The 18,268-nt window shown below is 72.7% G+C and carries 22 protein-coding genes; 9 read left to right on the forward strand and 13 right to left on the reverse strand.

Annotated features, from left to right (window positions below; translation table 11 throughout):
- Positions 1-142 precede the first annotated feature (142 nt).
- Positions 143-409, forward strand: coding sequence for a hypothetical protein (locus AC067J_RS28640; protein WP_478303965.1), 267 nt, complete (start codon positions 143-145; stop codon positions 407-409).
- A gap of 251 nt (positions 410-660) precedes the next feature.
- Positions 661-1,431 (forward strand): class I SAM-dependent methyltransferase, encoded by a 771-nt coding sequence (locus tag AC067J_RS28645; protein ID WP_478303967.1) that lies wholly within the window; start codon positions 661-663, stop codon positions 1,429-1,431.
- Positions 1,432-1,790: 359 nt separating this feature from the next.
- Here AC067J_RS28645 and AC067J_RS28650 read toward each other — a convergent pair whose 3' ends face one another.
- Positions 1,791-3,962, reverse strand: a complete 2,172-nt coding sequence (locus tag AC067J_RS28650) for a TerD family protein (protein ID WP_478303968.1) — start codon at positions 3,960-3,962, stop codon at positions 1,791-1,793.
- Positions 3,963-4,211: 249 nt separating this feature from the next.
- Between AC067J_RS28650 and AC067J_RS28655 the strand changes: the two genes are divergently transcribed.
- Positions 4,212-4,481, forward strand: a complete 270-nt coding sequence (locus AC067J_RS28655; protein ID WP_478303970.1) for a helix-turn-helix domain-containing protein — start codon at positions 4,212-4,214, stop codon at positions 4,479-4,481.
- Between the two features lie 165 nt (positions 4,482-4,646).
- On the opposite strand, the gene AC067J_RS28660 is transcribed toward AC067J_RS28655, so the two are convergent.
- Both AC067J_RS28660 and AC067J_RS28665 read right to left on the reverse strand, forming a co-directional pair.
- Positions 4,647-5,417: an SDR family NAD(P)-dependent oxidoreductase gene (locus AC067J_RS28660; RefSeq protein WP_478303972.1), complete on the reverse strand. Its 771-nt coding sequence runs from the start codon at positions 5,415-5,417 to the stop codon at positions 4,647-4,649.
- A gap of 209 nt (positions 5,418-5,626) precedes the next feature.
- Entirely contained in the window at positions 5,627-6,217 is a 591-nt protein-coding gene (locus AC067J_RS28665) for a TetR/AcrR family transcriptional regulator (protein WP_478303973.1), read from the reverse strand.
- Between the two features lie 165 nt (positions 6,218-6,382).
- Between AC067J_RS28665 and AC067J_RS28670 the strand changes: the two genes are divergently transcribed.
- The gene (locus AC067J_RS28670; RefSeq protein WP_478303975.1) at positions 6,383-6,799 is read left to right on the forward strand and encodes a GNAT family N-acetyltransferase; all 417 of its coding nucleotides are present in this window, start codon (positions 6,383-6,385) and stop codon (positions 6,797-6,799) included.
- A 98-nt stretch (positions 6,800-6,897) separates the two neighbouring features.
- Here the strand turns inward: AC067J_RS28670 and AC067J_RS28675 are convergent, their stop codons facing one another.
- Positions 6,898-8,415 carry a SulP family inorganic anion transporter gene (locus AC067J_RS28675; protein WP_478304119.1) on the reverse strand — a complete coding sequence of 506 codons (1,518 nt, stop codon included), beginning with the start codon at positions 8,413-8,415 and terminating at the stop codon, positions 6,898-6,900.
- Positions 8,416-9,270: 855 nt separating this feature from the next.
- Positions 9,271-9,468, reverse strand: a complete 198-nt coding sequence (locus AC067J_RS28680) for a hypothetical protein (protein WP_478303976.1) — start codon at positions 9,466-9,468, stop codon at positions 9,271-9,273.
- Between the two features lie 143 nt (positions 9,469-9,611).
- On the opposite strand from AC067J_RS28680, the gene gcl reads away from it, so the two are divergent.
- The 4 genes from gcl (at position 9,612) to tpx (ending at position 13,325) form a co-directional block, all read left to right on the forward strand.
- Positions 9,612-11,393 carry a glyoxylate carboligase gene (gcl, locus tag AC067J_RS28685; protein WP_478303978.1) on the forward strand — a complete coding sequence of 594 codons (1,782 nt, stop codon included), beginning with the start codon at positions 9,612-9,614 and terminating at the stop codon, positions 11,391-11,393.
- Between the two features lie 316 nt (positions 11,394-11,709).
- Positions 11,710-12,213 (forward strand): pyridoxamine 5'-phosphate oxidase family protein, encoded by a 504-nt coding sequence (locus AC067J_RS28690; RefSeq protein WP_478303980.1) that lies wholly within the window; start codon positions 11,710-11,712, stop codon positions 12,211-12,213.
- Between the two features lie 132 nt (positions 12,214-12,345).
- On the forward strand, positions 12,346-12,777 hold the full coding sequence (locus tag AC067J_RS28695; RefSeq protein WP_478303981.1) for a glutathione peroxidase: 432 nt from the start codon (positions 12,346-12,348) through the stop codon (positions 12,775-12,777).
- 47 nt (positions 12,778-12,824) lie between these two features.
- On the forward strand, positions 12,825-13,325 hold the full coding sequence (tpx, locus tag AC067J_RS28700) for a thiol peroxidase (protein WP_478303983.1): 501 nt from the start codon (positions 12,825-12,827) through the stop codon (positions 13,323-13,325).
- 66 nt (positions 13,326-13,391) lie between these two features.
- Here tpx and AC067J_RS28705 read toward each other — a convergent pair whose 3' ends face one another.
- The 8 genes from AC067J_RS28705 to AC067J_RS28740 form a co-directional block, all read right to left on the reverse strand.
- A complete protein-coding gene (locus AC067J_RS28705) occupies positions 13,392-13,916 on the reverse strand; it encodes a hypothetical protein (RefSeq protein WP_478303985.1) in 525 nt (174 codons plus the stop codon).
- Between the two features lie 143 nt (positions 13,917-14,059).
- Entirely contained in the window at positions 14,060-14,491 is a 432-nt protein-coding gene (locus tag AC067J_RS28710; protein WP_478303987.1) for a hypothetical protein, read from the reverse strand.
- A gap of 83 nt (positions 14,492-14,574) precedes the next feature.
- Positions 14,575-14,847: a hypothetical protein gene (locus tag AC067J_RS28715; protein ID WP_478303988.1), complete on the reverse strand. Its 273-nt coding sequence runs from the start codon at positions 14,845-14,847 to the stop codon at positions 14,575-14,577.
- 11 nt (positions 14,848-14,858) lie between these two features.
- Positions 14,859-15,068, reverse strand: coding sequence for a hypothetical protein (locus tag AC067J_RS28720; RefSeq protein ID WP_478303989.1), 210 nt, complete (start codon positions 15,066-15,068; stop codon positions 14,859-14,861).
- On the reverse strand, positions 15,065-15,514 hold the full coding sequence (locus AC067J_RS28725) for a hypothetical protein (RefSeq protein WP_478303991.1): 450 nt from the start codon (positions 15,512-15,514) through the stop codon (positions 15,065-15,067). Before AC067J_RS28725 ends, AC067J_RS28720 begins: the two co-directional genes overlap by 4 nt.
- Before the next feature lie 117 nt (positions 15,515-15,631).
- Entirely contained in the window at positions 15,632-15,901 is a 270-nt protein-coding gene (locus tag AC067J_RS28730; protein ID WP_478303993.1) for a hypothetical protein, read from the reverse strand.
- Complete coding sequence (locus AC067J_RS28735) at positions 15,898-16,302, reverse strand: hypothetical protein (protein WP_478303994.1); 405 nt, start codon at positions 16,300-16,302, stop codon at positions 15,898-15,900. Before AC067J_RS28735 ends, AC067J_RS28730 begins: the two co-directional genes overlap by 4 nt.
- A gap of 259 nt (positions 16,303-16,561) precedes the next feature.
- Positions 16,562-16,756 carry a hypothetical protein gene (locus AC067J_RS28740; RefSeq protein WP_478303995.1) on the reverse strand — a complete coding sequence of 65 codons (195 nt, stop codon included), beginning with the start codon at positions 16,754-16,756 and terminating at the stop codon, positions 16,562-16,564.
- Positions 16,757-17,040: 284 nt separating this feature from the next.
- Here AC067J_RS28740 and AC067J_RS28745 point away from each other — a divergent pair, with 284 nt between their 5' ends.
- Complete coding sequence (locus AC067J_RS28745; RefSeq protein ID WP_478303996.1) at positions 17,041-18,105, forward strand: Scr1 family TA system antitoxin-like transcriptional regulator; 1,065 nt, start codon at positions 17,041-17,043, stop codon at positions 18,103-18,105.
- Positions 18,106-18,268 lie beyond the last annotated feature (163 nt).

Raw genomic sequence — 18,268 nt, forward strand, 5'->3', positions numbered from 1 at the left:
CGACCGGGACCGAGGTCGTGACCCCGCACAACGTCGACGACTGCCCGCCCCCGCGCTGAGGACCCGGGCCCCGGGGGGCGGCGGCCGCCACGGAAGGCGCACCCGGGATGTGGGCCCGGCCGCCGTCCCCGAGCCTGGGTCCATGGGATCGATCATCGTCCTCTACGAGACGGAGCCCGACCAGGCGCTCGGCCCGGACGGAGTCGAGCCCGCGGTGCTGGCGGTGCACGCCGCGGGCGCCGACCCGGACGTCCCCGAGGACCCGCAGCCGCGCACCCTCTGCGGCCTGGACACCGGCCCCATGGAGCACACCCACTACCGGCCCGCCCGGCCCGGTGAGCCCTGGTACCCGCCGGCGCTCGCCGACCGGCGCTGCCCCGAGTGCGAGCGGGCCCTGCGGGCGCGGTGAGCCCTCCGGGCCCGCGGAGGCCGGGCAGGACCCGTTCCCGTTCCCGTTCCCGCCGTCCGCCGTCCGCCGTCCGCCGTCCGCCGGGTGCGTACTACTCAAGACCGGTCCCGTCTGTCACTGTCGTCTTTCACCGGACACCGTCGGGTCGCGCCTCGGGTCGCGTGTCCGACAGGCGGGGTACGCCCTGCGAGAGCGCGTCCGGCTGCGGTACCGACGCCGGGCAGCGCGCCCCTCGACCGGAAGAGGTGAACGTGCTCGGTGAGACCGCCCGCACCTGGCTGCGGCGATGGGACCGGCAGCAGGAGCGCTACAGCCCCGACCGGGACGAACGCTTCGAGGTGGTCGTCGACACCGTCGGCTGGTTGCTCGAAGGCAGCGATGCGCCCCGCCCCCGCCTGGTGGACCTGGGCTGCGGCACCGGGTCGCTCACCGCCCGCCTCGCCCGCGCCTTCCCGCACGCCGACGTCGTCGGCGTGGACGCCGACCCCCTTCTCCTGGGCCTCGCCGAGGAGGCCGTCGCCGACACGGGCACCCGGCTCCTCGCCCGCGACCTCACCGCGCCCGGGTGGGCCGACGAGATCGGGCCGCCCGCCTCCTGGGACGCGGCGGTGTCCTCCACCGCCCTCCACTGGCTCACCCCCGACGAACTCGGCGCGCTGTACCGCACCCTGGCCGGCCGCCTGCGACCCGGGGGGATCCTGGTCGACGCCGACAACCGGCCCCCCACCGCCGCCCCCGCCCTCCTCGAACTCGCCCGCCATCTGCGCGCGCGGCGGGCCCACCGGACTGGACGCCGTGGCAGCGAGGACTGGGACGGCTGGTGGAAGTCCGTCCTGTCGGCCCCGGAGCTCGGCCCCCTCGCCGAGGCCCGTGCCCGTTCGCCGATCGCGTCCCGCACCTTCACCGAGCCCCACGATCTGACGACCGCCGAGCAGATCCGCCTCCTTCGCGAGGCCGGCTCCACGCATGCCTCCACCGTCTGGCAGTGCGGAGACGACGGCGTCCTGGTCGCCGTCCGCTGAACAGGCGGGCCGGCCGAACCGGCAGGTCGGACCAGCAGGTCGGACCAGCAGGCCGGACCGGCAGGTCGGACCGGCAGGTCGGGTCAGCGGGCCACGGCGGCATCGCCGGTGAAGGCCCATCGGACAGGTGGCCGCCCGGCGCTGCCCCCAGCACTGCCCCCCGCGCCGCCGAGGTCGTACCGGCCGTACGAGGACCGGGCGCTCGCGGTCCCTGGCGCACGGGTCCCGCGGGAAACGACGACGCCGGGGTGCCGTGCGGCACCCCGGCGTGACGTCGGGGGCGAGGAAAGCGGAGGGACTAGTTCTAGGGATGAGAGAAGGAAGTCTCCCCATGGCCTCGCCGGGGCCTACCGTAGCAGTCAGCCGGGGATCAGGTCGCGCAGATTCGCCGGGGTGACGATCAGGGAATCCGGGTGCAGTCCCTCCGGGCGCTCCAGGCCGATGTACGTGACCGGGCCGTCCGGGACCGTCGTGCCGTCCCACCGGGTGGTGGCGGTGGCGGAGGCGCCCATCAGGTCGGTGAGGTACCGGACCGTGAGGTAGTCGCGCTCGACGATGCCGCGCACCAGCGTCGCGACCGAGACCCGGTTGCCCTCGACCTGGTTGGAGTCCGGGTCGCCCTTCAGGTAGAGGTGCAGCCACTTGGCGCGCCACGTGCCGTCGGTCCCGCGCAGGAAGGCCAGCGGCAGCGCGACCCTGGCCGGGCCCCGCAGTTCCGACTTCATGCGCACGGTGCGCGCCTCGAAGGGACGGCCCTGCTGTTCGCCGTCGCGCAGCATGAAGCCGAACAACGACTCCTCGACCTCCTCGAAGCCCTCCCCCGAGTAGATGTTGACCTGCGGGACGATGAAGTCGCCGCGCACGGCGCCCAGACGCAGGTTGATGAACTCGGAGGCACCGTCGGTCGCGTCCGTGATGTCGCCCGAGTGCTCGCCCTCGACCTGCGTGAGCTCGGTGTACGACAGCCAGCAGACGGTCTCGTACGAGGCGTCCAGCATCAGCGCCGACAGGTCGAAGTCGGTGCTGCGACCGGTCTGCTTCCAGTGGACGAAGAACCGCAGCAGTTCGCCGTCGACCGGGGAGAGGGAGCCGCGGGGCAGCACGCCGAGCCCGGCGGCCGTCGCCCTGCCGCTGAGCGGGAGGGCGACGTCGAGGACGTCCGGGTCGATCAGCAGGTGCCCCGGCTCCGGGAGGCGACGGCGCGTCTCGGCGTCGAGGACGGCGATCAGGCGCTCGCACTCGGGCGGCAGCACCGGTGGGCGGGTGTCGGTGGCCACCCAGGCGCGGCCGAGGCGGTTGACGAAGACGCGGCGCTCGACCGTCTCCCCCGTCCGGTTGTGGAAGTGCTCACGGACCGACAGCAGGACCCTGCCGGAGACCCGTGGGGCGACCTGCTCGGCGGCGGCCACGACGGCGTCGCGCTCGTCCTGGGTGCCGCAGGCGCGCAGCAGCCGGTCCAGGGAGCGGAACAGCCTGCCCGGGGCGGCCGTGAGCAGCCGCGCGGCCCCGGTGACGTCCTTCGCGCCGAGCAGCTCCTCGACGCGGCTTCCGACCGACTGGGCCCGCTTCTCGCCGCGGGCGACGGCGAACACGTCGGCGGCGTGCGGCCAGCGCGGGTACTCGTGCGGGTGGAGGCGCTCACCGAGGCGCTTGAACGCCTCGCGGTGCGCGGTGACGTCGGCGAGCTTGGCGGGGGCCGCCGCGACCACGGAGTCGAGGCCGGCGAGCAGGGCCCGGCGGGTCGGCCGGGACAGCGCCCGGAACCGGGTCGGTGCCACGAGGGTCACGTCGCCGTCCGACAACGCGCAGGCCAGGCGGAGCACATCGGTGACGGTGTCCAGCAGGAGGTCGGCGCCGGCATCGAGGCGGGCGCGGTTGACGACGGCTCGGGTCTCCCGCACCGGGACGGCCTCGGGCTGGGGGCCGCCGACGCAGAGCCCGGCGAGTGCGCCGAGGTCGCGCAGGGCCTCCTCCCCCAGCGGGGTCGTGCTGCCCGCCAGCGCGAGGTACAGGGCGGTGACCTCGTCGTCCAGGGCGGCGCCGAGGTGCAGGACCGTCATGCGGTCGCCTGCGGCGGCGATCAGTTCGCCGTGCGCGGCGAGCAACTCGGCGTACGTGTGCCGGTAGTTGCCGTACGAGGGGAGGGTCAGCAGGTCGACCACGCCGGTGCGCAGCCGGGCGAGCGTGCTCTCGCGCGACGTTTCGTCGGCGAGTGCCTCGGCGATGCACCGCGTCCAGAAGTCGAACGTGTCCGGGACGTTGGCCGGGAAGTCCACGAAGTAGGCGTTGTGCGGGACGTGGTCGCCGGTCATCTCGCGGACGGTTTCCAGTGTGCGCACGGCGGTTTCGACGACCGCCTCCTCGGCCAGCCCCGACAGGTGCTCCAGGAGATCGGCCGCGAGCTTGAAGCCCACGGACATCAGCGCGGCGTCGAACTGCCGTGCCGCGGCGCCTCCCTGTCCGGCGGGCCCGGCGGGAGCGGCGAGGCGGTACGTGTGCCGGATGACCATGGATTCGAGATGCTGGGGCATCCGGGCATGATCCCAGAACCGCCCGAGGCGCCGCATGCGGGTTTTCGAACACGGGGTGCACCGGCCGACCGGCGGGCCGGCCGCGCGGAGACCGGGGCCCGGAGACGGGGCTCGGAGACCGGCGCTCGGCCGATCCCGCCCGGAACGGCGGCGGTACGCGGGGGCAGACGGCTGCGGTACGCGGCGGCGGGCTGGGGCGGCGGGCCGGGGTGGTGTCTCCCGGGGTGGTGCTGGCCTACCATCGGAGGCATGGTGAGGACTCCGCTGACCCCTTGGGAGCGCGAGCGCGGCGAGCGCTTCGGCGCGCTGCTGCGCGAGGCGCGTGGCGAGCGCAGCATGGTCGAGGTGGCGGCCGCCGCCGGTGTCTCGGCCGAGACGCTCCGCAAGATCGAGACGGGGCGCGCTCCGACGCCCGCCTTCTTCACCGTCGCAGCCCTGGCCTTCGCCCTCGGGCTCTCGCTCGACGACCTCGCCGCCGCGAGCGGTGCCCCGGCCGGCGAGGAGGCCCTCTCCGCGTAGGCGGGAGGCCGGGCACCCGTGCCCCCAGCCGCACAGGCCCACAGGCCGGCAGGCCGGCAGGCCCACAGAACGGCAGGCCCGCAGGCCCGGAAGCCCGTAGGAAGGCTGAACGGGCGGACGACCGAACGGCCGGGTGGGGGTCCGGCCGTTCGGGGTCGTGGTGCCTCAGGCGGTGATGCCGCCGTCGAGGACGAGGTCGGCGCCGACGGTGTAGGCCGACTCGGGGGAGGCCAGGTGCAGGACGGCCGCGGCGACCTCCTCGACGGCGCCGGCGCGGCCCACGGGGACGTTGCCCTTCATCCGGTCGGCCTTGTCGGCGGCGGTCTCACCGGGCCGGGAGGACATGTCGGTGTCGATCGGGCCGGGGCTGACCAGGTTGATCCGGACGCCTTCGGCGATGTGGTCGCGGGCGGCGCTGCGGGTGAGGGCGGCGACGGCGGCCTTGGAGACCGCGTAGGCGCCGAGGCCCTCCAGCCGCATGTGGACGCCCAGGTTGGAGGCGATGTTGACGATGGCTCCGCCGCCGTTGGCCCGCAGGTGGGCGATCTGGTGCTTCATCGCGAGCCAGGTGCCGGTGAGGTTGGTGTCGATCAGCCGCTGCCAGTCCTCCTCGGCGACGTCGGCGACCGGGCCGAGGCCGCCGAGTATGCCCGCGTTGTTGACCGCGATGTCCAGCCCGCCGAGCTGCTCGACGGCCTCCCGGACCAGCCGGGCGGCGTCCTGGCCGTCGGCCACGGAGCCGACCAGGGCCACTGCGGTGCCGCCCTCGGCCTCGATCCGGGCGACCGTCTCGGCGAGGGCGCTCGCGGTCCGTCCGGCGACGGCGACACGGGCCCCCTCACGGGCGAAGGCGAGGGCGACGGCGCGGCCGATGCCGCTGCCGCCACCGGTGACGAGGACGGCGGTGTCGGCGAAGCGCGTGGTGGTGCTGGTCATGCTGGGACTCCTAGATCGTGGTCTAAATCGACCGTTCGGTTCAGTATCAGGACAGCAGTCGAGAGCATTCGGGAGGAACAGGGGGAAAGCGGCGGGGCACCCGCCCGAGCAAGGCGCAGCGGAGCGAACGGGGTGGGGGCGGAACGGATCGGAAAAGAAGGGAAGGGAAGGGATCGGAACGGCGGCGGCGCAGCGCGGGCCCGTCCCGGTCAGTCCAGCAGTGCCAGCGCCTGCTCGGCGGCGTCGCGCAGGCGCGCCGAGCCGTCGCCGGCCTTGCCGATCACACGCATGCCCTGGAACAGCACCAGGAGCAGCCGCGCCAGCGCCTGCGGATCGCGCCCCTCGGGCAGTTCACCCTGGGCCCGCGCCCGGACCAGGGCCGCGGTCAGCAGCGTCTCCAGGTGGCCGAGACTGGCCTCCACCCGGCGGGCCGCGCCCTCGTCGTGCGGGGCCAGTTCGACCGCCGTGTTGGTGACGAAGCAACCGCGCTGCGGCCCGCCGTCACCGTCCGCGGCGGACTCCCCGGCGAACCGGCGAACCAGCGCGCGGACGGCCGGCAGCACCGGACCGGGCTGGGACAGCTCGGAGAGCAGCAACGGGTTCTGCTGCTCCCCGTACCGTTCCAGCGCCCGCAGGTAGAGCTCGCGCTTGCTGCCGAAGGTGGCGTAGATGCTGGCGCGGGCGATCCCGAGGTGGTCGACCAGGTCGGCCATCGAGGTGGCCTCGTAGCCGCGCCGCCAGAAGAGCTCCAGAGCGGACTGGAGCGCTGCGTCGGGATCGAATTCCTTGGTTCGCGCCATGACTGAACCGTAGCCCTTTCCAGATCGATCGGTCAAGAAAGGTCGAGGAGGAGGGGACGGAGGAGGGGGCGGAGGAGGGGGCGGAGGAGGGGCGGGTGGCGGACGATCGGGACGGGCTGGAGAAAAGCGCCGGAGCCCCCTGGCGGAACCTGACAGTATCCGCGCATGGAGATCCGTCGCATCACTCAGGCCGGGGCCGTCGAGGCGGCCGGACACCTTTTCGATGATCCCCCGCTGCCCGGCGCGACCGAGCGGTTCCTGGCGGACGACCGCCACCACCTGCTGATCGCCTACGCGGACGGCGCGCCCGCGGGCATGGTCACCGGCGTCGAGATGACGCATCCGGACAAGGGCACCGAGATGTTCCTCTACGAGCTGGGCGTGGACGAGCCGTTCCGCGGGCGCGGCATCGGACGGGCCCTGGTGGCGGCGCTCGCCGACCTGGCGCGCGAACGGGGCTGCTACGGCATGTGGTCGATCACGGAGCAGGACAACGCGGCGGCGCTGGCGACGTACGGGCACGCCGGCGCGGCGCCGGAGGAGGGACAGGTGGCGCTCACCTGGACCTTCGACGAGGCGTAGCACCGGCCCGGCCCGGCTCCACGGCTACCCGGGCTCCGCACCCCGTCCCACCGCGGCAGCCCGGCCACCGTGTGCCGGGCCGCCGCTGTGACGCTCCGTCAGACCACTGTCGGCAGCGGCGGTTCGACCGCGAGGGGGGCCGAGCTGCGGGCGCGGTGCTGCGCCGCCCAGGTGGTCAGCGCGACCGTGCAGGCGTGGTCGAGGTGGCGCAGCCCCGACCAGTCCAGCTCGACCGGGCGGTCCGCCGGGAGCCGCTCCAGCGCGTCGAGCAGCCGGGGCAGCCGCAGGAAGGTCGCGTTGCCGCTCAACCGGACCCGCAGCCGGGATTCGGCGGGGCCGTCCGCGGCGGCCGGCAGCTCCTCCACCCCGATCTGCAGGTGGGACGTCTGCCAGGCCGACTTCACGACGGCCAGGCCGATGCCGATCAGCACCCCTTCGAACAGGTCGGTGGTGATGATCGAGACGGCCGTCACGGCGAGCACCGCCGCCTCGCCTCGGTGGTCGCGGCAGAGCGCGGCCATCCGCCGCGCCGGGACCAGCTTGGCGCCCGCGTGCACCAGGACGGCGGCCAGCGCGGTGAGCGGGACCAGGCCGAGCGCACCGGGCAGCAGGGCGGTGAACAGCAGCAGCCAGCAGCCGTGCAGCACCCGGGAGGCCTTGGTCCGGGCGCCGGCCTGGACGTTGGCGGCGCTGCGGACGATCACCGCCGTCATCGGGAGCGCGCCGAGCAGCCCGCAGAGGGTGTTGCCGACGCCCTGGGCGGTGAGTTCGCGGTCGTAGTCGGTGCGCGGACCGTGGTGCATCCGGTCCACGGCCGCGGCGCTGAACAGGGTCTCGGCGGAGGCGATCAGGGTGAAGGCGAGGATCGTGCCGACCCCCGCCGTGCCGGCCAGGGTCCCGAGGGCGTCGCGGTCGGGCAGCTGGACCACGTCGAGCAGCCCGGCCACCCGGACCCGGGCCACCGGCAGGTCGGCGGCGGCCGTCACCGCGGCGGCGAGGCCGACGGCGGCCAGCGGGGCGGGCACCGCCCGGGCGATCCGGGCCGGCAGGTACTTCCAGGCGACCAGCACCAGCAGGGTGGCCGTGCCGAGCGCCACCGCACTGGGGTTCGCGGCACCGGTCGCGGCGTCGCGCAGCAGCGCGGGAAGGCCGGCGATCTTCTCCGGGCCGGTGCCGGGGGCCCGGCGGTCGGCGAGCGCGTAGAGCTGGCCGAAGAGCAGCGTGAGGCCGATGCCGGCCAGCATGCCGTGCACCACCGAGGCCGACATGGCGCGGAACCAGCGCCCCAACCGCAGGGCGCCCATGGCGAGTTGGAGCAGTCCGGTGAGAAGCACCAGCATCCCGAGGGCGGCGGCGCCGTACTGCTGGACGGCCTCGTAGACGAGGACGGTCAGGCCGGCGGCCGGGCCGCTGACCTGGAGGCTGCTGCCCGGGAGGACGCCGACCACCAGGCCGCCGACGATGCCGGTGACCAGTCCGAGTTCGGCGGGCACGCCGGAGGCGACGGCGACGCCCACGCAGAGCGGGAGCGCGACCAGGAAGACCACCAGCGAGGCGGGCAGGTCGTAGCGCCAGGGCACGGCTCGCAGCGCGTCGGCCGGGCTCCGGCCGCGCAGCGGGCGGCGGGGGCGGGCCCGGCCGGGCGGGGCCTTGCGGCGCGGGCCGGCGGGCGGGCGCTTGCGTCCGCGGGGCAGTCCGTTCACCGGGCCACCGCCCGGGCACACGGGGGGAGGTGGGCGGCGACGGGGCGGAGGGTCCCGGTGCGGGGGCGGAGGGTCCCGGCGGCGGAGCGGGTGGTCCCGGCGGCCGGGTCTTCGGACGGGTGGCGGCGTCGGGGCATGGGGCGATTCCTTCCGTACGCCCGCCGCGGGCGGGCGCGCTGCTGCTGCTGGGAGGACGGAACGGCGGCACGGGCGGGCGGTCCGGACGGCCCGACCGCTGCGGCGGCCCGGGCGGGCGGGCCGACCGGGGAAGCCGGAGAGCGCGGGGAGGCCGGGGCGCGCGGGGCGGACCCGGCCGAGGTGCGCCCGGCCGAGGCGGGCATGAACGGATCCGGGCGGTCCTGGGTGTCCCGGCGGTCCAGGAGGACCGGGGATCCAGGAGGTCCGGGCGGTGGCGGTGGCGGGCGGCGGGTCGGGGCCGATGCGGTCACGGTGGGCGGGTCGCCCGGTCGGGTGCGGGCGGACCGGACGGGCACGGGCCCGAGCCGCCCGGGCCTCCCGAGACGTCCTTGCGCAACCTTGAGCGTCCTGCGAAGTCCTGCGAACGGGGCTCGAACCCCGGAGCTCCCCCGCTCCCCAGTCGGCCCCAAACCCCCTTGCCGCGGCCCGAGTTGAACATGGCAACCATGACGGGTCCGGCGTGCCACCGACGGTACCCAGCGGCCCGGGATCGGCCAACCTCGCTCACCATCCCTTCACGTGGGCGGCACACCGGACTCGCTTTCGGCCCGGAATCCGGGGTTCGGACGGCTACGTACGTTCGCCGATCGAGCACGCGACCGAGTTCCCGGCCGGGACGCCGCCGGAGAGCCTGCCCGAGCCACCAGTCGAGCCGGCGACCGAGCCACCGACCGAGCCGGCGGCCGGGACGTCGACCAGGGCGTCGGCCGGTGCGTCGGTCAGGGCGCCGGCCGACCGGGGGCCGGGAGGTCGGCGACGGCGGGCCACCTTCCACATTCTGTTGAATCCCCCTTGACGCCCACCGGGGCCCACCATACTTTTGTTTCCGCATAAAGAAACCGTTCTTCCGTATGGTGGAATTCTGGAGATGAGCCCTCCGATTCCCTGCGGGCCGACGCAGGAGAAGTCCGATGCCTCGTATGACAGCCGCCCGCGCGGCCGTGGAGATCCTCAAGCTCGAAGGCGTTGAGGTCGCGTTCGGCGTGCCGGGTGCGGCGATCAACCCCTTCTACGCCGCCCTCAAGGCCTCCGGCGGGATCCGGCACACGCTGGCCCGCCACGTCGAGGGCGCCTCCCACATGGCGGAGGGCTACACCCGGGCCAAGGCCGGGAACATCGGTGTCTGCATCGGCACGTCCGGCCCGGCCGGCACCGACATGATCACCGGCCTCTACTCGGCCATCGCCGACTCGATCCCGATCCTGTGCATCACCGGCCAGGCCCCGGTCGCCCGCCTGCACAAGGAGGACTTCCAGGCGGTCGACATCTCCTCGATCGCCAAGCCGGTGACCAAGGCCGCCACCACCGTCCTGGAGGCCGCACAGGTCCCCGGCGTCTTCCAGCAGGCCTTCCACCTGATGCGCTCGGGCCGCCCGGGCCCGGTGCTGATCGACCTGCCGATCGACGTCCAGCTCACCGAGATCGAGTTCGACCCCGAGGCGTACCAGCCGCTGCCGGTCTACAAGCCGGCCGCCAACCGCACCCAGATCGAGAAGGCGATCGCGCTGCTCCAGCAGTCCGAGCGGCCGCTGATCGTGGCCGGCGGCGGCGTGATCAACGCCGACGCCGCCGACCTGCTGCTGGAGTTCGCCGAGCTGACCGGCGTCCCCGTGGTGCCCACCCTGATGGGCTGGGGCATCGTCCCGGACGACCACGCGCTGAACGCCGGCATGGTCGGTCTGCAGACCTCCCACCGGTACGGCAACGAGAACTTCCTCGCCTCGGACTTCGTGCTCGGCATCGGCAACCGCTGGGCCAACCGGCACACCGGCGGCCTCGACGTCTACACCGCCGGCCGCACCTTCGTGCACGTCGACGTCGAACCCACCCAGATCGGCAGGATCTTCGCCCCCGCGCTCGGGATCGCCTCGGACGCCGGGGCCGCACTGGAGCTGTTCGTCGAGGTCGCCCGGGAACTCAAGGCCGCCGGCACCCTCAAGGACCGCGGCGCCTGGGCCGCCTCCACCCAGGAGCGCAAGGCGCGGCTCCAGCGCCGCACCCACTTCGACGACGTCCCGCTCAAGCCGCAGCGCGTGTACGAGGAGATGAACCGGGCCTTCGGTCCGGAGACCCGGTACGTCACGACGATCGGCCTCTCGCAGATCGCCGGCGCCCAGCTGCTGCACGTCCACCGGCCGCGCCACTGGATCAACTGCGGCCAGGCCGGGCCGCTCGGCTGGACCATCCCGGCCGCGCTGGGCGTGGCCACCGCCGACCCGGAGGGGCAGATCGTGGCGCTCTCGGGCGACTACGACTTCCAGTTCATGGTCGAGGAGCTGGCGGTCGGCGCCCAGCACCGGATCCCGTACGTCCACGTCCTGGTGAACAACTCCTACCTGGGCCTGATCCGCCAGGCGCAGCGGAACTTCGACATCGACTTCCAGGTCAAGCTGGAGTTCGAGAACATCAACTCCCCGGAGCTGGGCGTCTACGGCGTGGACCACGTCAAGGTCGCCGAGGGCCTGGGCTGCAAGGCGATCCGGGTCACCGAGCCGGAGGGGCTGCTGCCGGCGTTCGAGGAGGCCAAGAAGCTCGCGGCCGAGTTCCGGGTGCCGGTCGTGGTCGAGGCGATCCTGGAGCGGGTCACCAACATCTCGATGGCCGCCGCCGACATCGACAAGGTGGTGGAGTGGGAGGAGGTCGCCACGCTCCCGGGCCACGCCCCCACGGCGATCCGGCCGCTGTCGCCCTGACCCCCTCCCCGGCCGGTCCCTGCGCCGGCCGGTCCGTCCCTCCCGCCGGTCCGGGCCGCCCGCCGGTCCGTCCGCCGACCGATCCCCACACACACCGGCTGGTCCGTCCCGCCGCACGGGGCACCCGGCGCGGCGGGTCCGGGGCGCGTCCGCACCGCTCGTCCGCCCGCGCGTCCGGGCCCGCCTCGTACGGACGGGGGACGGCGTCCGGGCCGCGTTCGGGACGGATACCGTACGGGTACGTATCAAGGACACGTATCAGGGACCCCCGCGCGCCCTCGGCGCGCGGGCCCGCCCACTCCGGGAGGCCCACGCCGTGTCCTTCACCATGAACAGCGCCGACCGCGAACGGTTCCTGGCCGCCGTGCACGTCGGCGTCCTCGCCGTCGGCGGCGCCGACCAGGCCGCCGCCCCGCTGGCCGTCCCGGTCTGGTACTCCTACCGGCCCGGCGGACTGGTCACCGTGCTCACCGGGCGGGACTCCGTCAAGGCCCGGCGGATCCGGGCCGTCGGCCGGTTCACGCTCTGCGCCCAGCAGGAGGAGGCACCCTGCCGCTACGTGAGCGTCGAGGGGCCGGTGGTGGCGATCGAGGACCGGCTGGACCCGGACGAACGGGCCGCGATGGCCCACCGCTACCTGACCCCCGACACCGCGCCGGCGTACCTGGCGGCCACCTCCGAACAGCTGGTGGCCGACGTGGCCATCCGGATGCGGCCCGAGCGGTGGCTCAGCGCCGACTTCAGCGCCGTCGCCGAGCGGCTCGCGGCCGCCGCGCCCCACCCGGTGTCCGACCGGCCCGTCGCCGAGCGGCTCACCTGACCTCCGCTCCCGGAACACCCGCGGGCCGGTGACGGTTGAGGGTTCGGGAGCGGCTACCGTTCCGGACGAGCCGAACCCGCTACCGGCCTCCGAAGACCCTCGGAAGCAGACCCTCAGAATGGGGACCACACCGTGAGCCTGTACGACATCCCGCTGCGCACGCTGTCCGGCGAGGCCGCCTCGCTGGCCGACTACAAGGGCAAGGCGCTGCTGATCGTCAACGTCGCCTCCAAGTGCGGCCTGACCCCGCAGTACGCGGGCCTGGAGCGGCTCCAGGAGCGCTACGCCGAGCGCGGGTTCACCGTGCTGGGCTTCCCCTCCAACCAGTTCGCCGGGCAGGAGCCGGGCAGCGCCGAGGAGATCCAGACCTTCTGCTCCACCACCTACGGCGTCTCCTTCCCGCTGTTCGAGAAGACCGACGTGAACGGCGAGGACCGGCACCCGCTGTACGCCGCGCTGACCCGGACCGCCGACGCCGAGGGCCAGGCCGGGGACGTCTCCTGGAACTTCGAGAAGTTCCGGCAACGTCCTCCCAGTTTACGGGCTGCGGGAGCACACGCGTAGGGCGTACTGTCCACCGGCAATAGTCACTCTCTCAGGAGGCAGCACAGATGGCTCACATCACGTTCAAGGGAAGCCCGATTCCGCTCAACGGCGTACTGCCTCAGCCCGGTGCCCAGGCGCCCGGGTTCACGCTGGTCGGCGAAGGGCTCGCGGACGTGGCGCTGTCGGACTTCGCGGGCAAGCGCAAGGTCCTGAACATCTTCCCCAGCATCGACACCCCGACGTGCGCGACCTCGGTGCGCACGTTCAACGCGCAGGCCGCCGGGTTGGAGAACGCGGTGGTGCTCTGCATCTCCGCCGACCTGCCGTTCGCGCAAGCCCGGTTCTGCGGTGCGGAGGGTCTGGAGAACGTCAAGACGCTGTCCACGCTGCGCGGCCAGGACTTCCACCACAGCTACGGCGTCGAGATCGCCGAGGGCCCGATGACCGGGCTCACCGCCCGCGCCGTGGTGGTGCTGGACGAGACCGACAAGGTCATTCACTCCGAGCTTGTCCAGGAGATCGGCCAAGAGCCCAACTACGACGCCGCGCTTGCGGTCTTGAAGTAGCGGCGGCCCGCCCACCACGCCGGGGGCCCCGGTAGGCACAGTGCCTACCGGGGCCCTTTCGCGCGCCTACTCCTCGGTGTCCGCCAGCCACAGGCCCCCGGGCTTGTCGCTCTGGTCGCCCATCGGGCACATGTCCCCGAGGCCCTTGATCCGGTGCCGGGGAAGTCCCCCATTCGGGAGCACGTGAACCGTGTGCCCACACTCCGGGTTCGGGCACGGGACGTAGGCCGGGGTGCCCTCGGGAACCGTCGCCATCTGATCCAGGTAGATCCGAACGGTCGTGTCGATCTTCACCCGCTGCTCGGCGGTGACTCGGCCCATCACCCCCGTCACGACGTCCAGCACCCTCGAACCGTAGTGGTAGTCCTTGCCCGCGACCACCCATTCCGTGCGCTCGGGGTCCGGGTCCGCCGTGCCGTCCTCCGTGACCACAAGGGCGTCCCCGAGCTGTTCGACGCACGCCCGCCGCCCCTGAATGGGTACGTCATCCGCCAACTCCCCCATGGCTTGCAGGCGGTTCATCGCCTCCGCAAGGGCACCCCATGCGGCCTCGGGGGTCCAATGGTCGAGTGCTTCGCTCGTGTCGGTCATGAGGGCAGGCTAACGGCCAACCCGCCCCCACCGTCCGGGAATCGCCAACTCTCCCCCGGACGGGCGACGGCCCCGCCGGCACTCGGTCCGACGGGGCCGCGGGGCTCCATTTCCCTTGTCTGGCTTACGTGTTGCACCAGGTACTACGGGAAATGGCGGTAGCTGTTGAGCTTTCGGTTCTCGGCTTCCCATCGGGCGGCGGCGGCCTCGCTCGGACTCCGGATGTGCAGCCCCCAAGTGCGGTACAGGGCCCGCAGGCGGTGAGGCGTCACGCCCTGCTCTCTGGCGATCGCGCCCAGGCCCACACCTTCGGCATGCTGCTTCTCTACAAGCGCTCGGTCCACCTCCGGCGGCTCCCGCTCAGGGAGGCGACTGTGGAACTCCGGGGTGGCCGGACGACTGCTCTTGCTCTTCCGCTTGAGGACGCCCCACCTGTCGAACCACGTGCTCATGGTTGGGGCGGATACCCCGGCTTGGCGCCCCAATTTCTTCAAGCTCGCCCCGGCGACATAGGCGGCGATCAGATCGGCGCGAGCCTTGCCGACCGGCTCAGGGATCTTCTCGAACTTCCCCACGATCTTCCGTTCACTAGATGCGAAAGGCCCCGCCCGTGCGCCATGGGGGGGACGCGCGGACGGGGCCGGTATGGGGGCGAAGGTCACTGCCCCAGGTTGTAGACCGCCAGCCACGTGACGACCGCGACAGCCATGACCACGACCGCCCAGAAAGCCGCCTTGCCCATCTTCGGCTCAGGGTGTCCGAGGGCCTTCCGAGCCGCCGCGATCCGGTAGCTCAAGTACTCCTCCTCAGCCACCCCCGCGCCGATGTCCGCGCCCCGGACGCGCGGCGCGACCCGTTCGAACTCCTCGGCCGAGAGCCCGCTCAAGGCGGTCTCCAAGCGTCGCTGCCGGTCGTCCATATCGTCGTCCACCTTCGCGCGTCCTAGCGGGCCCTGCGCCACACCGAGACCACCAGGGTAGCGACCAGCCCGATGCCGACCACGACGGGTGCGCCGACGACCATGCACCCGGGGTTCTCCCCCGACGCCTGGTTGTCGGACGGCTTGCTGTGCTTCCCGCCGGAGCCGGACTCTTGCTTGTGCTTCGGCTTCGGCCTGTCGGCGGCTTCGCGGTACTCGTCGTATTCGCTCACGGTTCCTCCTCGGGAGTGGTCGTGCTGGCGGTTCCGGCGGCGTCCTCGGTGGACACCGTCACGTGAGTGGCGAGGTACTGCACGAACCGGGCGTGACCCGTCTCCCGGCCGTGCGCGGCCATGTCATGGGCAAGTAGTTCCGGGGGCAGGGCCTCCCCGTCCCCGGTCTCCCACAAACACTCGTCCTCGTCGGGGCAGTCGCACCGGTCGTCATCCTCGTGCGGGCAGTCGGCGCCCAGGCACTGAGCTATCCCCGCCGGGGTGATGTCCGGGTCCGGGGTCACGGTGATGCCTGCCATGAGGAGGGCCGCGAGCTTCGCGCCCTGGTCCTCCTCCTCGGCCGGGGCGGGGAGATCGTCCGCCGTCTGCTGCACCGGGACTTCCACGCCCTCGGCCCGGTTGGCGCTCGGGTCGCACGTCGTGTGCGCGAGCGGGGGGTTCGGCATGCTGCACTCTCTCTAGCGTTGGGTGTGCTTCCGGCGGCTTCCCTCTGTCGGGAGGACGGCCGGAGGAGTAGCGGCGGAGGGGGCGACGGCGGGGCGGCCACAGCCAAGGGAGCACGCTCACGCCCGCTTGCCGTCCGCCAGACGGGCCGTCAGCCACGCGACGTCGTCCATGGGGCCGGGGTGTGCTCCGTCTCGAACTTCGGTGCCGCCCAGGGGGCACCAGGACAGTTCGGCGGCGAGCGCGTTCCTCGTGTGAGGAGACAGCCGGTGATCGGCCACCAGGACCGTCCGGGCACAGTCGCGCTGGGGACAGCTCACCGCGACGATGTTGCCGGTCCGGGGGTTCCGGGTGACGGTGATCGAGACGGGGACGTGCCAGGACTTCATGCCACCCCCCACACGTCGACGTCCGCCCCGAACCCGCGCGTCACCAGGGCGAGACGGGTCCGCACCAGGTCCTCGATCGTCGCGTGTTCCTGCGGGGCCGCCCGCTGCACGAACCGCCCGTTCCCGATGGCGCTCATGAACGAGACGAGCATTCGGGGCAGCGATTCGGCGGCCTTGGTCACCTCGGCCATGTGCGGCGTGACGGCGAACAGGTGGTCCGCGTCGTACTCGACCGCCAGCGTGGCCACGTCCGCCCAGGACTTGACCAGCTTGCGGACGTACTCCTTGGAGAACACCGGGTTGGCCATCATCACGCGCTTGGTGATGTCCTCCGCGTACGCGTAGAACGGACCGTCGATCAGCAGCTCAACCCCGCGCGAACGCGTCTCCGTGCTCGGCATTTCCTTGCTCCTCCCGTCAGTTGGGGCGCCGCCCGGTCGGCCGGCGCCTAGCTCCCCGGGCGTGCGTGACCACGCCCGGGGATGTCCCGGCTAGCTGGGGGACATGAAGCTCTGCGCCCACCGGTGGCGAGCGTTGACGGCGTGGCTTGCCCTCTGGAGGCGTCGTAGGGTCAGCGACTCAACTACCGGCTCAAGGCGGGGCTTGGGCGCGGTCTCGTCGTCCTCGTCCGGCGCCGGGTCAGCGGGGGGCGGCGGGAGTTCACGACTCATCAGGGATCACCTCGCACTCGTCTTCGAGGTGCTTGGCAAGCAGGCGGTTGATCGTCGGGTGGGTGTCGGCCGGGTACTGCTTGGACGCCGCTGCGATCGCCGCACACCCGGGGCACTCCAGCCCCGTTCCGCCGAACGCGTCGGGGGCAGGGGGGAGGGGCGCGAGAGAGCTACGGCCGTCCACGCTGCGCCGCCTCCTCCCACTCCAGGGGGGCGAACTGGAACGGGTCCGGCCGCGCCGACGCCGTCGCCGCCTGATACTCCCTCAGACAGGCGAGCACCAGCTCGGGGCTCGCCCGCTTACCCGGAGGGCGCTGGGGGGACGCCACCACGACAACGGGGGAAGGGTCGATGTCCATGGGGGGCCATCTCCTTACGTTGGGGTGTGATACACCCAACTCCTCTGGGTAAGGGCTTGGCGACATTGCGTCTGGGAAAAAACGGACCGTCACGAATGGGGTTGCGCGTATGGCAGGTAAGTCACTAGCGACGAAGGTGAAGCCGGAAACGTTCGCTTGGCTTCTCAAGGACTTGCGACGGGCAGGGGGGTACGCCACGTCCGGCGCGTTCGCCGAAGCGGTGCACGTGTCGGACAGTTACGTGCGCAAGGTGGATGGGCTGCGAATCCGGCCCGCCCGCTCGTACGCGGTGTCATGTGACGAACTGTTGGGCACCCGAGGACAGCTCACCCGGCTATGGGACGACGTGGACTGGTCGATCCTTGATCACCCGGACTGGTTCCGGACCTACGCTCTCAAGGAGGCGGAGGCAGTCCGGATCAGGGGTCTGCACACCGAGCGGATTCCGGGTCTGCTCCAGACGGCCGACTACGCACGGGCGCTCGTTCGGCATCTGAGCCCGGACGACGACCCCGACGAGATCGAGCAGACCGTTCAAGCGCGACTGCTCCGACAGTCGCGCTTCCTCGACCCCGACGGGCCGGAGCTGGTGGCCATAGTGGATGAGGGCGTGGTCTGGCAGCACGTCGGCGGGCGCGTGGTCATGCACGCCCAGCTCGCCCACCTCCTGGACGTCTCCGAGAGGTACCCGAACGTTCAGGTGCACATCGCACAGCGGGAGTTGGGAGAGCGGACGGGCAACGGCGGGTTCCACCTGTTGAGCCTCCCGAACGGCTCGACGCTGGTCTACGCGGAGAGCCTTGGGAGCGGTCGTTTTATCACGGATGCGGGGAAGGTGGCGGAACACTCCCGGGCCTATGATCGGCTTCGGCGGGCCGCACTGAACGGCGCGGATTCCGCCGTAGTGATCCGCCGCGCAATGAGGGAGCTAGTGAACGTGACCACCCCCAGCCTGACTGTCGATTGGCGCCGCCCGCGCGAATGGAAAACCAGCACGTACAGCCAGGGCGACGGCGGAGAGTGTGTTGAGGTGTCGGCGGCGTCCGCCATCACCGAGGGCGTTGTTCCGGTGCGGGACAGCAAGGACCGGCAGGGCCCCGTCCTGGAAGTCCAGCCCGCTGCATGGTCGGCGTTCCTGGACGCCGTGCGCGCCGGAGAGTTCGACACCGTCTGAGCCCCTGACGGCCCCCTCGGAGCCCCGTCTCCCCTCTCCGGGAGGCGGGGTTCCGTCGTGCCCCGAGGGCCCGCCAGCGCCCGCCCGCCGGCTTAGGATTGGCCGTTCGGCGGAGGCTCCACGTAGTCCTCCCCCACCGTGCAATACCTGCGGGCAAGGGGGT

It is taken from the genome of Kitasatospora sp. NPDC042419 (genome assembly GCF_056437345.1).